This is a genomic window from Achromobacter insuavis, from assembly GCF_902859645.1.
In the GTDB taxonomy this organism is placed as follows: Bacteria; Pseudomonadota; Gammaproteobacteria; order Burkholderiales; family Burkholderiaceae_B; genus Achromobacter; species Achromobacter insuavis.
On sequence record NZ_CADIJR010000046.1, the window covers coordinates 1 to 13783 of the forward strand.

Genomic DNA, 13783 nt, shown 5'->3' on the forward strand with positions numbered 1-13783 from the left:
CGCGTCGGCGGCGCGGGCGGCGGGCGGCGCGCCCAGGGCCAGGGCGGCCAGGGCCAGCGCCAGGGTGCCGCGGACGGCGTTCAGGGGAGTGCGGACAGGCATGGAAAAGGATCCTCGTTGCGGGCGTGAATACTGCGGTTATGCAGGGTTCCCGAACGAGAAAGAAAAAGTGCTACGGCCGGCCCGGATTTTTGGGTTCCACCACCACCCAGTAGCCGGTGTAGCGCGACACCTGTACCGGCAATGCCGCCGCCAGCGAGGCCAGGATGCGGTCGGTGTCGGCCAGCGGATAGACGCCCGAGACGATCAGGTCGGCCACCCGCGGGTCGCAGCGGATCACGCCGTGGCGGTAGCGCCCGACCTGGTCGAGGAAGTCGGCCAGCCGCAGGCGGTCGGCCACCAGCTGGCCCTGCAGCCAGGCGGGCGCGGCGGCGGGGGCCGCCGGCAGCAGCCCGGCGGCGTCCGGGGTGACGCCGGCGGCCTGGCCCGCCTGCAGCCGCAAGGCGGCGCCTTGCCGCGGCCGGATCTCGACCGCGCCTTCGTATACGGCCACCCGCATGCGGTCGCGCTGGATCTCGACGCTGTAGCGCGTGCCCAGCGCCAGCACGCTGCCGTGGTCGGTGGCCACCGAGAAGGGGCGGCCGGCGGCCAGCGCGCCGTGGCCGGTGGCCACGTACAGCTCGCCCCGGCGCAATGCCAGGCGGCGCGCGCCGGCGCTGTATTGCACGTCGACGGCGCTGTCGCTGTTGAGGGTGAAGCGGGTGCCGTCTTCCAGCACCACCTCGCGCCGTTCGCCGACGGCGGTGCGGTAGTCGGCGGCGTAGACGGCCCAGGGCAGCCGGCCGGCCGCCAGGGCCGCGCCGCCGCCCATCAGGCCCCAGCCCATCAGCCGCAGCGCCTTGCGCCGGCCGGCCTGGCGGCCGGACTGCGCCAGCGCCTGGGCCGAGGCCTCGGGCGACACGCCCAGCAGCCGCGCGTCCAGCCGCTGCACCTGCTGCCAGGCGCGCTCGTGGTCGGGATGGGCGTTGCGCCAGCGCTGCCAGGCGGCGCGCTCGTCGGCGGTGGCTTCGCCCGACCACATGACCACCAGCCATTCCAGGCCCTGCGCCAGGATGGGTTCGGGGATGCCCGCGGCGCCGGCCTTCATAGCGCCGCCAGGCAGGCCTGGGCGGCGCGCAGCATATGCTTGCGCACCAGCGCCACCGAGACGCCCAGCCGCGCGGCGATCTCGGAATAGGTCAGGCCCTCGAAGCGCGACAGGATGAAGACCTGGCGGGCGCGGGCGGGCAGGGCGTCGAGCGCGGCGTCCACCGCCATCAGCGTTTCCAGCGCCAGCGCGCGGGTCTCGGCCGAGGGCATGTGGGGTTCGGGCAGTTGCGCCAGCGCGTCGAGATAGGCGGTTTCGAGGGTGCGGCGGCGGAACAGGTCGATCACCAGGCCCTTGGCGATCTGGGTCAGGAAGGCGCGCGCCTGACCGGCCTCGGGCAGGCGGCCGGACACCATCAGGCGCTCGTAGGTGTCGTGCGACAGATCGGCGGCGTCGTGCGCGCTGCCCAGCCGCCGCCGCAGCCATCCGGCCAGCCAGCCGTGGTGGTCGCGGTAAAGCGCGCTCAGGGTGGGATGCGCCGTGGGCTGGTTGGCCGCCGTCACAATGGAATCTCTCTCGCCGATGTCAAAGACCGGAAATGATAATCGTTGTTAATTCTGTCCGGCAAGCCGGCCCGCGCGGCAAGGGGGTGTAACCCAATGAGATATTTAACTTTTCATTGCAATAAGCCGTAAACAGGGGGACAGCCGCCCGCGGCGGCCTCCTGCAAACCCCGAGTGGCCCTCCCCATGTTCAAGAATCTGAGTATCCGCGCCGTCCTGACGACCGCGCTCTGTATTTTTTTCGCCCTTTTCCTGGTGACCGGCATCGCCGTCTACCAGCAGCTGACCTCCAACCGCACGTCGATCGAGGTGATGCTGGATACCAACCTGGTGCGCGCCAACGCCGTCGACTCCGCCGGCGCCGAGTTGCTGCGCGCGCGCCTGGTGCTGCTGGCCGCGCAGACCACGCTGCTGGAAGGCAAGAGCATCGACAACCTGGCCAGCATGCAGCGCCTGGATGGCTACACCAAGAAGGCCGCCGACCTGATCCAGACGGCGCGCCAGACGCCCGAGACCTCGCCGGTGGGCAAGCCGCTGTTCGACGAGGCGCTGGCCGCCTATGAGGTCTACCAGCGCGACGCGATCACGCCGATGATCGCCGCGATCCGCGCCGGCAAGGCGCAGGACGCCAGCCGCCTGAACCTGGAGAAGGTCACGCCGCTGGGCATCGCCTTCACCCAGGCGATCCAGAAGTACGTCGATTACGCCGATGAAGTCGGCCAGCGCGTGGCGCGCGAGGCCAACACCCGCATCAATGGCGCGATCGCTTTCCTGATCGGCCTGCTGGTGGTGGTGGCGGTGCTGGTGGTGGGCCTGTACGCGGTGTTCGCGCGTTCGGTGTTCCGGCCGCTGCACGAGGCCGGCCGCCTGTTCGACCGCATCGCCGGCGGCGACCTGACCAACCGCATCGAACAGCGCGGCAACAATGAAATCGGCGTGCTCTACGCCGCCGTCAAGCGCATGCAGGACAGCCTGGCGCGCACCGTGGCCGCCGTGCGCCAGGGCGTGGAAGAGATCCACACCGGTTCGCGCGAGATCGCGGCCGGCAACATCGACCTGTCCTCGCGCACCGAGCAGCAGGCCGCCTCGCTGGAGGAAACCGCCGCCAGCATGGACGAACTGTCGTCCACCGTGAAGAACAACGCCGACAGCTCGCGCAACGCCTCGCAGCTGGCGACGGCGGCGTCCAATGTGGCCACCCGCGGCGGCCAGGCGGTGGGTGATGTGGTGGGCACCATGCGCGCCATCGCCGACAGCTCCAACCGCATCGCCGACATCGTCGGCGTGATCGATGGCATCGCCTTCCAGACCAACATCCTGGCGTTGAACGCGGCGGTGGAAGCGGCCCGCGCCGGCGAGCAGGGCAAGGGCTTCGCGGTGGTGGCCAGCGAAGTGCGCGCGCTGGCGCAGCGCAGCGGCCAGGCCGCCAAGGAGATCAAGGGCCTGATCGATGACTCGGTGCAGAAGGTCTCGATCGGTTCCGACCAGGTCGAAGCCGCCGGCGCCACCATGCAGGAGATCGTGACCTCGGTGCGCCGCGTGACGGACATCATCAACGAGATCTCCAGCGCCTCCGAAGAGCAGTCGCAGGGCATCGAGCAGGTGAACCAGGCGGTGTCGCAGATGGACAGCGTGACGCAGCAGAACGCCGCGCTGGTCGAACAGGCCGCCGCGTCGGCCGCCTCGCTCGAAGCCCAGGCGCAACGCCTGCGCGAAGCGGTGGCGGTGTTCAAGCTGCAGACCGGCCGGGTGATCGACGCCGAGGCGCCGGCCCTGGGCCACGGCGCCGAGCCGGCGCTGCTCGGCGCCTGAGCCGCCGCCGTTCCGGACGCGGGACGCTTGCGCGTTCCGCGTCTTGTCGATAAGGGGGCGCCGCGCCGCCGTCAGCCCGCCAGCGCTTCGGTCAGGTGCGCGATCAAGGCGCGGGCGCGCGCCGACAGCCGGGGCGCGCCTGTCAACGCATACAGCGTCACCGGCTCCAGTTCCCATTCCGGCAGCACCGCCACCAGCCCCGGCGCGCCGTCGCGCAGCGGCGCGATGCCGGCGCCGCGCGCGGCCAGCTGCCGCGCCATCTCGGGATCATCCACGCAATAGCGTTCGCGCGTCATGACGACGGCGCGGTCCTGCCCGCGCCGCAGCTGCCAGCGCGCGGGCGCGCCGTTGTCGTCGGCATGCACGCCAATGCAGTCGTGCGCGGCCAGGTCCGCCGGGCATTCGGGCGCGGGCCGCCGCGCCAGGTAGTCGGGGGCGGCATAGAGCCGGGCGCGCAGGGCGCCCAGGCGATGCGCCAGCCAGGATGGGTCGGTGGGCGGTTCCAGCCGGATCGTCAGATCGGGACGGTCCGGCGCCGCGGGCGCGGCCCGCGTCACGCTCAATTGGAACCGCAAGCCGGGATGGCGCGCCGCGAAGGCCGCCAGCGCGGGCGCCAGCGCCTGCCGGGTGCGGGCGTCGGGCAGGTCCACGCGCAGCAGCCCGGCATCGCGGCCCGCCGTGGCCGCCTGGCGCGGCAACGGCGACAGCGGAATGCCCAGCGCCGCGGCGGCGCGGCCGAAAGCATCGACGCTGGTGACCTTGGCGAACACTTCCATCCTGGGCAGCGGTTTCATGGCGCTGGTTTCCTGGGAGGGCGCGGCCGGGGCCGCTCAGAAGGCGTAGACCACGCCGACGCTGCCGAACAGGTTGGCGCGGCGCTCGGTCAGCGGGCTGTCGCGCGCGTCGCCCAGCAGCGTGTTCACGCCCAGCGTGGTGATGGTGCTCCAGCTGGGGTTGATGCGGTACGACCAGCTGGTGAACAGCGCCGCCGACTTGAAGCCGGAGGACGGCGAGTAGGTCGACAGCCCGGCGCGGCTGCTGGCGGCCTGCGAGGACGTGACGCCGTACCAGGTCTGCATGGCGTCGTGGCTGGCCCACTGCGTGCTGGCGCCGACGTTGACGCGGTTGGCGCCGTCCTGCCAGGCGGCGTAGGTGGCGCGCAGTTCGAGCGTGCCGCCGTAGCCGCTGCGCGCGGCCTGGCGGTAGGCGGCCCCCAGCGAGAACGGGCCGGGCGCCCATTCGACGAAGGCGCCGTAGGTGCCGTGGAAATCGATGTCGTCCAGGCCCTTGGTGCGGTCGGCGTCGCTGGAGTCTCGGCCCAGGCCCATGCCGACGAACACGCCCGCCTTCCAGTCGGGCGCCAGCGTGGTCTGCAGGCCCGCTGCCGGCAGCCCGGCGCGCGGCGAGATGAAGAAGTTGCCGGAATGGTAGTTGATCAGCGGCACCGGCAGGGCCCGGTATTCGCGCGAGCCTTCGTAGACCGGCACGTAGCCGACGCCCAGTCCGATGAAATTGGTGCCAGGTTGATCGGCCAGGGCCGGGGCGGCGGCGCAGGCCAGGGCGGCGGCCGTGGCGGCGCCAGTTGCTAACATAGCCAGCTTCATTGCGGGAACTTTCCTTTCTCGTGGGGCAGGTGCCCGGCGGCGGCCGGAGCGCGACAAGGCGCCATTGTCGGAGCCGGCTTTTAAAAATTCTTTAAATCCAGGGCGGCACAATGCGGCGCCATGGAGAGTCAGGGAGCGTTCTTGCAAGTTCTGCTGGTGGAAGACGATGCGATGCTGGGCGACGCCTTGCGCGCCAGCATGGCGCAGGCGGGCATGCGCGTGGACTGGGTGCGGGACGTGCCCGAGGCCCGGCTGGCGCTGGTCGACCATGGTTATGGCGCCGTGCTGCTCGACCTGGGGCTGCCCGGCGGCAGCGGCCTGGCCGTGCTCAAGCATCTGCGCGGGCGCTATGACGCCACGCCGGTCCTCATCATCACCGCGCGCGACCGCCTGAGCGAGCGGGTGCAGGGGCTGGATGCGGGCGCCGACGACTATATCGTCAAGCCGTTCCAGCTGGACGAACTGCTGGCCCGGCTGCGCGCAGTCGTGCGCCGCAGCAGCAATTCGGTGGTGTCGGTCCTGCGCTGCCGCGACGTGCTGCTGGACCCGGTGCGCCGGGTGGTGACCCGCGCGGGCGCCGAGGTGGTGCTCAGCGCCAGCGAATACCGCACCCTGCTGGCGCTGATGGAGCGCGCCGGCCAGACCGTCAGCCGCGAGCAGCTGGAATCCGCGGTCTATGGCGGCAGCGGCACCATCGAAAGCAATACCGTGGCGGTCTACGTGCACCAATTGCGGCGCAAGCTGGGCGAGGACCTGGTCGCCACCGTGCACGGGCTGGGCTATCGCATCGCCGCGGGGGACGCGCCATGAAGACGCTGCGCAAGCGCCTGACCGTCACGTTGTTGCTGACCCTGCTGCTGACCTGGGCGGCGGTGTTCCTGTGCCAGCAGCACGCCATGACCGAGGCCCGCACCGGCATCCGCGACCAGGCGCTGGTGGACTCGGCCAACCAGACCATCCTGTCGCTGCGCCGCAGCCTGCTCGAAGAACGGCCGGACGAGCGTTTCGAGCTGCCGCCGTCCAGCCATTTCCGCGGCGAGCGCGCCTCGGTGCAGATCTGGTCGCTGGCGGACCGGCGCCTGGCGCTGCGCTCGCCGGAATCGCCGGCCCAGCCGCTCAATCCGCATTTCGACGATGGTTTCCGCGACAGCGTGATCAATGGCGAGAGCTGGCGCGTGTATTCGCTCAGCGACGCCTCCGGCCAGGTGCAGGTGCAGCTGGCCCGCGCCGACAGCGTGCTGCGGGCCGAGGCGGTGGCCGCGTTCAAGCGCGGGCTGGTCATCGTCACCGCCTTGTTCCTGCTGCTGGCGGCGGCCACCTGGATCGTGGTGCGCCAGGCCTTCCGGCCGGTCAACCAGGCCGGCGAGGCGATCCTGCGGCGCGCGCCGTTCGATCTGGCGCCCCTGCCGCTGGACCGCCTGCCGGGGGAATTGCATCCCTACGTGCAATCCATCAATGCGCTGTTGCTGCGCCTGCAGGCCGCCATGGACCACGAGCGCCGCTTCCTGGCCGACGCCGCGCACGAACTGCGCACGCCGCTGGCGGCGCTCAGCGCCCAGACCGAAGTGCTGCTGCAACGCATCGCCGACACGCCGGCCGCCGACGCCGCCCTGCAACTGCGCGCGGTGGCGCAGCGCACCGCGCGCCTGGCCGAGCAATTGCTGGACCAGGCCCGCATGGACGCGGCCAGCGAATCCGACGCCGGTCCCGGACCGGTGGCGCTGGACGCGCTGGTGGTGCTGCTGGTGCGCGACTGCGAGGCGGCCGCGGCGCGCAAGCGCCAGCGCATCCAGCTGGACGTGCAGGCCTGCGGCGCGCGTGGCGACATGGACACGCTGGGGGTGCTGGTGCGCAACCTGCTCGACAACGCGCTGCGCTACACCCCCGAGGGCGGGCAGATCGCCGTGGCCTGCGGCGCGGGCGAGGGCGGCGCGGCCTGGTTGCGGGTCGCCGACGATGGCCCCGGCATCGCGCCGCGCGAACGGGCGCGGGTGTTCGACCGCTTCTATCGGGCCCCGGGCGCCAACGCCGGCGGCAGCGGCATCGGCCTGTCGCTGGTGGCGCAGATCGCCGCGCGCCATGGCGCGGTCGTGGCGTTCGCGCCAGGCCTGAACGGGCGCGGCGTGGGCTTGACGGTCACGTTCCCCGGCAACTTCACGCCGGCCTGACGCTTGGCCGCCATGCACCGGGCGAGGGAACCTCGCCGGCTGCTTCGTTACTCACCGGGATGCGGGCAGCTCCCTGCCCGTGGACAACGATGCGCGGAGGCGTTCCATGAACGACATTGCGGCCTTGCGGTCAGGCGCGAATTACCTGCAGCATGAAGTTACCGATTTGCAGGAAGACCATATCAAGACGGCCAACAATTACTCCCGGCTGGCCCAACTGCTGGACGGCATCGCCGCCTCGAAGCAGGAACACCGGACCAATCTTGAGGCGCAATACCCCACGGCGTTCCAGCCCGATGCCAGGAATGGCGAGGCGGTCGCCAAGGGCGCCGACGAAATCCTGCAGCAGCAGCGATTGGTCCACGAATGCCTGTCCCTGGTGGGAGCGTTGAGCGAAGAAGAGCAGGTCCACGGCGAACAGCTCAATCGCGTCAACGAGCGCCTGCACGACGCCTTGGCGCTGGTCCGGCATGGTCATACGCCTTCGGTCGAGGATGCGACCCGGCTGCGCAGCCATCTGCAGGAGGTGCGCGACGACGTTTCCGCCATGGCCGACCGTCATCAGATGATGCTCCAGGCCAATGCCGCGTTGATGGAAATGATTGGCCAGTTGAAGGCCGAGGCGCCGAACGTGCCGCCGCCGGTGCGGGATCCCCGGCAGGCCTTGGACAATATGCGGACGGAAGGGGATATCCAGATTCCCGTGGGCGGCATGGTGGCGCCATCCACCTCGGCGTTCCCCGTGCCGACCTCGTACGCGGTGAGCAGTCGTATCGAGGAGGGGTTGCAGCCTGGCAGCGCGTTGGGCTCGCGCGCCATCGTCAGTGCCGACGAGTCGAGCAGCCAGGTGGTCTGCAACAACCTGGTGCGTGTTTCGGCGCAGGATCTCGAGGATCCCGCTCGCCTCGAGCGGGTGGTCCAATCACTCACCCACAATCCCGCCCGGGGCTGCTTTTCGGTCGCCGCGGAACGGCAGGGAGAGCTGACCGCGCCCTCTGACCAGATATTGTCGGCTCGCATGTTCAACACCGCGATCCTCATCATCGATCCGAAGAAGCTCGACCAACAGGATCAGGAGGGCCTTGGCGGCCTGCTGCTCGATCCGACGGTCAGTACGGAATGCTCGGTGGCCAGGGTCGGCCGGGATGCGATCATTGCCGCGATCGTGCCGCAGCGAACGGGCGGCGACGTGGGCGTTCCCACCCTGCAGGTGGGCGACACGACCGCCAATTTCGAAATGCGCGTTGGCGGCGGCAGCACGGCATTCCTGAACCTGACCATGCCTGACTACGCCCAGGGCCTGACCGACTTGCTGCGCGCCAATTCAGATCGGACGATGCTGATCCACCTGACGCGGTTCAAGTAAGCGCAGGGACCGCGCCCGCTCGGCCGCCTGTAGCGCGGCGGGGCGGGCGCGAGACCGCTGGGGCCTGACAGCCTTACTGATCCAGCTGGATCTTGGCGTCGGCCGCCACGTTCTTCCACTTCTTCACGTCGTTGGCGATCACGTTCTTGAACGCTTCCGACGTGCCGGCCACCACCGTGCCGCCCAGGCTGGCCATCTTGGCCTTGACCTCGGGGTTGTTGAGCGCCTTGACCGAGGCGTCGTGCAGCTTCTGCGTCACGTCGGCCGGCAGGCCCTTGGGCGCCAGCAGGCCGTTCCAGGCGTTGGCTTCATAGCGCGGCAGGCCGGCTTCCTTGAAGGTCGGCGTGTCGGGCAGTTCCGGCGAACGGGTGTCGGCGGCGATGGCGATGGGACGGATCTGGCCGCCCTTGATGTACGGCAGCGAGGCCGGCACCGGCTCCCAGATCATCGAGACCTGGCCGCTGATGACGTCGGTGAAGGCCGGGCCCGCGCCGCGGTAGGCGATGTGCATGAGCTTGGCGCCGGTCATCGACTTCAGCAGTTCCATCGCCAGGTTGCCCAGGCCGCCCGCGCCCGACGAGGCGTAGGTGTACTTGTCCGGGTTGGCCTTGGCGCTGGCGATCAGGCCGTTCAGGTCGGTGGCGGGGAAGTCCTTGGTCACGCTCAGCACGCCCGGCACGGTCACCAGCTGGGTGATGGCGGTGAAGTCCTGCACCGCGTCGTAGGTCAGGTTCTTGTAGACCGCCGGGTTGGTGCCGTGGGTGCTGGACGAGGCCAGCAGCAGGATGTAGCCGTCCGGTGCGGCGTCGGCCACGAAGCGGGTGCCGATCGAGCCGCCCGCGCCGGCCTTGTTCTCGACCACCACGGTGGCGCCCAGTTCGGTGCCCAGCTGCGCCGCGAACACGCGGCCGATGATGTCGGCGGTGCCGCCGGGGGCGAACGGCACGATCAGGCGCACGGGCTTGTTGGGATAGTCGGCCTGCTGCGCCGAGGCCGCGCCCGCGATCAGCGAGGCGCCGCTCAGCAACGCCACGGCGATTGCGGTTTTGGTCAGTTTCATGGTGTCTCCAGGCGAAGGTTAGTCGAGGCCGTTGAGCCAGTCGACGATCAGTTCGGCGATGCGGTCGCTGTTGCGGTCCAGCATGCAGAAATGGGAATTGCCGGCGATGCCGGCGGCGGGCAGGTCCAGCACGTCGGCGCGCCGGCCGGCCCGCCGCAGGGCGTCCCAGTAGGCGTCCGTCTGGGCGCGGTAGCGCCGCCAGGTGTCGTTGTGGTCGAAGTGGTCGCCCCAGACCAGCAGTTGCGGGGGCAGGGGGCCGTCGACGCGCTCGGGCGTGCCGGTCGGCTCCAGCGCCACCACGGCGCGGATCGGGCCGGGACATTCGCGCGCCAGCTGGGTGGCGTAGCCGCCGCCCTGGCTGTGGCCGATGACGATGCAGGGGCCGGCCAGATCGAGCAGTTGTCGGTAGGCGTCCAGCGCCATGGCGTCATGCGCCAGCCAGCGTGGCACGAACTGCTTGGCGAAGGCGTCGAAGGCATCGTCGGGAAATTGCTGCGCCGGATAAGCGCGGCGCGGCTGGCCGGCGGGCGCGTAGCCGTCGGCCGGACCGATGCGGAACAGCTGCCAGGCCTCTTCCTTGGAACGGAAGATGGGCGCCGCGTCATAGATCTGCGGATACATCGCCCATGAGGCGCGGCCGCGCTCGGGCGCGTCGGCCACGAACACGTCATAGCCGGATTGCAGCAGCCGCCAGAGCCAGCCCTGGCGGCCGTCGGGGGTGCTCTCCCATTGCGCGCCGGTCATGCCGCCGCCATGCCACAGCAGCACCGGGTGCGGGTGGCGCGGCTCGGCCAGGCGGTATTCCTGCACGTAGAGCTGGCCGGCGCAGTAGCTGCCGTTCATGTCGATGGCGCGCGCGGCGCCGTTGCCCACCACCTGCTTCTGCAGCACCGGCAGTCCGCCGGCCGCGACCTCGCGGCCGCCCAGGAAGTGGCTGCGCAGGGATTTCAGCAGGACGGGGGCGTCGGACATCGGCATCTCCAGAAGACGCCGTAATACTAGTTGTAACAAGCGCGGGGTTTGTGCAAAATGTGCAGGGCTTGTGCCGATACGGCACAGCGACACAAGAAGAAGGTGGAGACGGGATGGATATCAAGTGGCTCGAGGACTTCGTGGCCCTGTCGAAGGCGCGCAACCTGTTCCAGGCGGCCGAGGCGCGCAACGTCACGCATCCGGCCTTCGGGCGCCGCATCAAGGCGCTGGAGGACTGGGCCGGCGTGCCGCTGGTCGAGCGCGGGCATCAGGTCTCGACCCTGAACGCGGCCGGGCGCAGCATGCTGGCGGCCGCCATCGATGTGCTCGACATCCTGCGCGAGACGCGCCAGGGCCTGCAGAAGCCCGAACTGGAACGCACCCGCCGCATCGCCATCGCCTCCGGCAAGACGCTGGCGCATTCGGTGCTGCCGGGGCTGATGGCCAAGGTGCAGCAGGGCATGCAGCCGTTCCAGCTGAAGGTGGTCACCACCACGCTCAACTTTGGCATCGACATGCTGGCCGACGGCGAGGTCGATTTCCTGCTGTGCCACGCGCACGAGCCGCTGTACGCGCAGATCGACAACCCCAACTACCGCTTTCGCCGGGTCGGCGCCGACAAGCTGGTGGCCGTCAGCGCGCCGCTGGCGCCGGGCAGCCGCCACCCGCGCCACGCGGTGCCCAAGCTGGCCTCGGATCCGGCCGTGCCGTTCTTGGCCTACGCCGACAGCATGTCGCTGGGCCGCATCCTGCGCGACCGCCTGCGCGGCCTGTGCGTGCCGGCGCAGTTGCAGACCATGTACGAATCGGACCTGGCGGACGCGCTGCATGCCATGGCGCGGCAGGGCTTCGGCCTGGCATGGCTGCCGCATACGCTGGTCGAAGCCGACCTGCGCGCCGGCGTCCTGGCGCGGGCCGACAGCGCGCGCAACGACATCCACATGGAGATCCGGCTGTACCAGTCGGTGGACAACGCCAAGCCGCTGGCGCGCCAGGTGTGGAGCCGGATCGAGGCCTACGCGGCGCGCTAGGGGGAGGGCGGGGCGGCGCGCCAGCCGGCACCGTTTTCCGGTGGCCGGGCAGGAAACAGGGACAAAAGATGCCGAGCGCGCCCGGCAGGCATAAAATGGCGGATTCTTCTGCCATCCGACCACAGGATCCCGCGCCATGAACGCACGCATCCCCGACGACGCACTTCCTCCTACCCTCGATCCGAAGGCTCTGCAGGCTTTTGTGGACGACAAGTGGGACAACGAGATCATCCCCGCGCTGACCGACTACATCGCCATCCCGGCCAAGAGCCCGGCGTTCGATGCCGACTGGGAAAAGAACGCGTTCATCGAGCGCGTGGTGCGTGACGCGGCGCAGTGGGTCGAAGCCCAGAAGGTCTCGGGCCTGAAGCTGGAAGTGGTGCGCCTGCCGGGCCGCACGCCGGTGATCTTCTTCGACGCGCCCGCCACCCGCAGCGACAACGGCGACACCGTGCTGCTGTACGGCCACCTGGACAAGCAGCCTGAATTCTCGGGCTGGCGCGCCGGCCTCGGCCCCTGGACCCCGAAGTACGAGGACGGCAAGCTCTACGGCCGCGGCGGCGCCGACGACGGCTATGCCGTGTATGCCTCGCTCACCGCCATCATGGCGCTGGACAAGCAGGGCATCCCGCGCCCGCGCTGCGTCGGCATCGTCGAGACCTGTGAAGAATCCGGCAGCTACGACCTGCTGCCCTACGTCGACGCGCTGCGCGACCGCCTGGGCAACGTGGCCCTGGTGGTGTGCCTGGATTCGGGCGCCGGCAACTACGACCAGCTGTGGATGACGACCTCGCTGCGCGGCATGGTCTCGGGCACGCTGGAAGTGCAGGTGCTGGATGAAGGCGTGCACTCGGGCGACTCCAGCGGCGTGGTGCCGTCGTCGTTCCGCATCCTGCGCCACCTGCTGGACCGCCTGGAAGACAGCGGCACCGGCCGCCTGCTGCCGCAGAGCCTGCACTGCGAAATCCCCGCCGACCGCATCGAACAGGTGCACGCCACCGCCCGCATCCTGGGCGATGAAGTGTGGCGCCGTTTCCCCTGGAGCTGCGGCGCCGAGGGCGGCTTCGTGCTGCCCATGACCACCGAGCCGGAACAGGCCCTGCTGAACCGCACCTGGCGCCCGACCCTGTCGGTGACCGGCGCCGAAGGCCTGCCGCCGCTGTCCAGCGCCGGCAACGTGCTGCGCCCGCGCACCGCCTTCAAGCTGTCGCTGCGCCTGCCGCCGCTGATCGACGCCGTCGCCGCGTCCGAAGAGATCAAGGCCCTGCTGGAAGCCGACGCGCCCTACAACGCCAAGGTCCTCTTCAAGGCCAACGAAGGCGCCGCCACCGGCTGGAACGCGCCGGCCTCGGCGCCGTGGCTGACCCAGGCGCTGGATGCCGCCTCGCAGCAATACTATGGCGCGCCCTGCGGCTACATCGGCCAGGGCGGCACCATTCCGCTGATGAGCATGCTGCAGAAGGGCTTCCCCAAGGCCCAGTTCATGGTCTGCGGCGTGCTGGGCCCCAAGTCCAACGCCCACGGCCCGAATGAATTCCTGCACGTGCCCTACGGCAAGAAGCTGACCGCCGCGGTCGCGCAGACCATGGCGGCGATGCCGACGGCCTGATCGGCGTTGGCGGATGAAAAAAGCCCGGCCTGGCCGGGCTTTTTTCATGGCGTCGGAGGCGCTGCCGAGGGGCGTGCCGATGGGCGGAACACGACGCGCATGGCTGTCTCGGAGGTCACTCGCAGGAGTACGTCGCAGCGGGGACGGGTGAATCGTTGCGCGATCCGCCGCAGTAATGCCCACAGGCCGCTCAGGATGAAGACGGTGTCCGTGATCGGGTTGGGAATGAATGAGAGGGGGGCCGCATTTTGGGGCGCGATCTGTACCACGCTGTGCAAGCCGTCCGTCGCCAGCAGCGCCTGCATGCGCTGTGTCAGCATATCCATGGCGCTGATGTTCTCGACGTAGAAGTTCTCGCGTTGCCGCAGCAGCATCACCAATTCATCGTCGGACAGGCGGTTGGCGAAATAGGTGAGCGCGATGGCCATCCGTTTCTCTTGTCGTAGTCGTGGCGCCACTCTAGCGCGGCCCCGTCGCGCGGCGCCACAGGCTCCGGCAATGTCGGACGGAT

Annotated in this window: 13 protein-coding genes; 6 read left to right on the forward strand and 7 right to left on the reverse strand. The window is 69.9% G+C overall.

Translation table 11 applies throughout. The features are described from left to right. Positions 1-172: 172 nt before the first annotated feature. Positions 173-1147, reverse strand: coding sequence for a FecR domain-containing protein (locus H0523_RS20930; protein ID WP_054460473.1), 975 nt, complete (start codon positions 1145-1147; stop codon positions 173-175). Next, positions 1144-1650 carry a sigma-70 family RNA polymerase sigma factor gene (locus H0523_RS20935; RefSeq protein WP_054429815.1) on the reverse strand — a complete coding sequence of 169 codons (507 nt, stop codon included), beginning with the start codon at positions 1648-1650 and terminating at the stop codon, positions 1144-1146. The genes H0523_RS20930 and H0523_RS20935 overlap by 4 nt, the downstream gene beginning before the upstream one ends. A gap of 186 nt (positions 1651-1836) precedes the next feature. Here H0523_RS20935 and H0523_RS20940 point away from each other — a divergent pair, with 186 nt between their 5' ends. Then, complete coding sequence (locus tag H0523_RS20940; protein WP_054429814.1) at positions 1837-3462, forward strand: methyl-accepting chemotaxis protein; 1626 nt, start codon at positions 1837-1839, stop codon at positions 3460-3462. A gap of 71 nt (positions 3463-3533) precedes the next feature. Here the strand turns inward: H0523_RS20940 and H0523_RS20945 are convergent, their stop codons facing one another. Both H0523_RS20945 and H0523_RS20950 read right to left on the reverse strand, forming a co-directional pair. Continuing rightward, positions 3534-4256, reverse strand: a complete 723-nt coding sequence (locus H0523_RS20945) for a substrate binding domain-containing protein (protein WP_054429813.1) — start codon at positions 4254-4256, stop codon at positions 3534-3536. A gap of 36 nt (positions 4257-4292) precedes the next feature. Beyond that, positions 4293-5066 carry a MipA/OmpV family protein gene (locus H0523_RS20950; protein ID WP_054429812.1) on the reverse strand — a complete coding sequence of 258 codons (774 nt, stop codon included), beginning with the start codon at positions 5064-5066 and terminating at the stop codon, positions 4293-4295. 141 nt (positions 5067-5207) lie between these two features. Here H0523_RS20950 and H0523_RS20955 point away from each other — a divergent pair, with 141 nt between their 5' ends. From H0523_RS20955 to H0523_RS20965, 3 genes are all read left to right on the forward strand, one after another. Beyond that, positions 5208-5876: a response regulator transcription factor gene (locus H0523_RS20955; RefSeq protein ID WP_054429811.1), complete on the forward strand. Its 669-nt coding sequence runs from the start codon at positions 5208-5210 to the stop codon at positions 5874-5876. Next, positions 5873-7234, forward strand: a complete 1362-nt coding sequence (locus H0523_RS20960) for an ATP-binding protein (RefSeq protein WP_054429810.1) — start codon at positions 5873-5875, stop codon at positions 7232-7234. Before H0523_RS20955 ends, H0523_RS20960 begins: the two co-directional genes overlap by 4 nt. A gap of 106 nt (positions 7235-7340) precedes the next feature. Beyond that, the gene (locus H0523_RS20965) at positions 7341-8600 is read left to right on the forward strand and encodes a hypothetical protein (protein WP_054429809.1); all 1260 of its coding nucleotides are present in this window, start codon (positions 7341-7343) and stop codon (positions 8598-8600) included. 73 nt (positions 8601-8673) lie between these two features. Here the strand turns inward: H0523_RS20965 and H0523_RS20970 are convergent, their stop codons facing one another. Both H0523_RS20970 and H0523_RS20975 read right to left on the reverse strand, forming a co-directional pair. Continuing rightward, a complete protein-coding gene (locus H0523_RS20970) occupies positions 8674-9660 on the reverse strand; it encodes a Bug family tripartite tricarboxylate transporter substrate binding protein (protein ID WP_054429808.1) in 987 nt (328 codons plus the stop codon). Positions 9661-9678: 18 nt separating this feature from the next. Continuing rightward, entirely contained in the window at positions 9679-10632 is a 954-nt protein-coding gene (locus H0523_RS20975; protein ID WP_054429807.1) for an alpha/beta hydrolase, read from the reverse strand. 113 nt (positions 10633-10745) lie between these two features. On the opposite strand from H0523_RS20975, the gene H0523_RS20980 reads away from it, so the two are divergent. Together H0523_RS20980 and H0523_RS20985 are read left to right on the forward strand one after the other, a co-directional pair. Continuing rightward, positions 10746-11663 carry a LysR family transcriptional regulator gene (locus H0523_RS20980; RefSeq protein WP_054429806.1) on the forward strand — a complete coding sequence of 306 codons (918 nt, stop codon included), beginning with the start codon at positions 10746-10748 and terminating at the stop codon, positions 11661-11663. A gap of 136 nt (positions 11664-11799) precedes the next feature. Then, on the forward strand, positions 11800-13272 hold the full coding sequence (locus H0523_RS20985) for a M20 family metallopeptidase (RefSeq protein WP_054429805.1): 1473 nt from the start codon (positions 11800-11802) through the stop codon (positions 13270-13272). Between the two features lie 44 nt (positions 13273-13316). On the opposite strand, the gene H0523_RS20990 is transcribed toward H0523_RS20985, so the two are convergent. Further along, positions 13317-13700, reverse strand: coding sequence for a hypothetical protein (locus tag H0523_RS20990; protein ID WP_054429804.1), 384 nt, complete (start codon positions 13698-13700; stop codon positions 13317-13319). Positions 13701-13783 lie beyond the last annotated feature (83 nt).

What these genes read in the sequence shown, in the direction of transcription:
- H0523_RS20930 (WP_054460473.1), bottom strand. Translation starts at nt 1,147, where the DNA reads ATGAAGGCCGGCGCCGCGGGCATCCCCGAACCCATCCTGGCGCAGGGC.
- H0523_RS20940 (WP_054429814.1), top strand. Translation starts at nt 1,837, where the DNA reads ATGTTCAAGAATCTGAGTATCCGCGCCGTCCTGACGACCGCGCTCTGT.
- H0523_RS20945 (WP_054429813.1), bottom strand. Translation starts at nt 4,256, where the DNA reads ATGAAACCGCTGCCCAGGATGGAAGTGTTCGCCAAGGTCACCAGCGTC.
- H0523_RS20950 (WP_054429812.1), bottom strand. Translation starts at nt 5,066, where the DNA reads ATGAAGCTGGCTATGTTAGCAACTGGCGCCGCCACGGCCGCCGCCCTG.
- H0523_RS20960 (WP_054429810.1), top strand. Translation starts at nt 5,873, where the DNA reads ATGAAGACGCTGCGCAAGCGCCTGACCGTCACGTTGTTGCTGACCCTG.
- H0523_RS20965 (WP_054429809.1), top strand. Translation starts at nt 7,341, where the DNA reads ATGAACGACATTGCGGCCTTGCGGTCAGGCGCGAATTACCTGCAGCAT.
- H0523_RS20970 (WP_054429808.1), bottom strand. Translation starts at nt 9,660, where the DNA reads ATGAAACTGACCAAAACCGCAATCGCCGTGGCGTTGCTGAGCGGCGCC.
- H0523_RS20975 (WP_054429807.1), bottom strand. Translation starts at nt 10,632, where the DNA reads ATGTCCGACGCCCCCGTCCTGCTGAAATCCCTGCGCAGCCACTTCCTG.
- H0523_RS20980 (WP_054429806.1), top strand. Translation starts at nt 10,746, where the DNA reads ATGGATATCAAGTGGCTCGAGGACTTCGTGGCCCTGTCGAAGGCGCGC.
- H0523_RS20985 (WP_054429805.1), top strand. Translation starts at nt 11,800, where the DNA reads ATGAACGCACGCATCCCCGACGACGCACTTCCTCCTACCCTCGATCCG.
- H0523_RS20990 (WP_054429804.1), bottom strand. Translation starts at nt 13,700, where the DNA reads ATGGCCATCGCGCTCACCTATTTCGCCAACCGCCTGTCCGACGATGAA.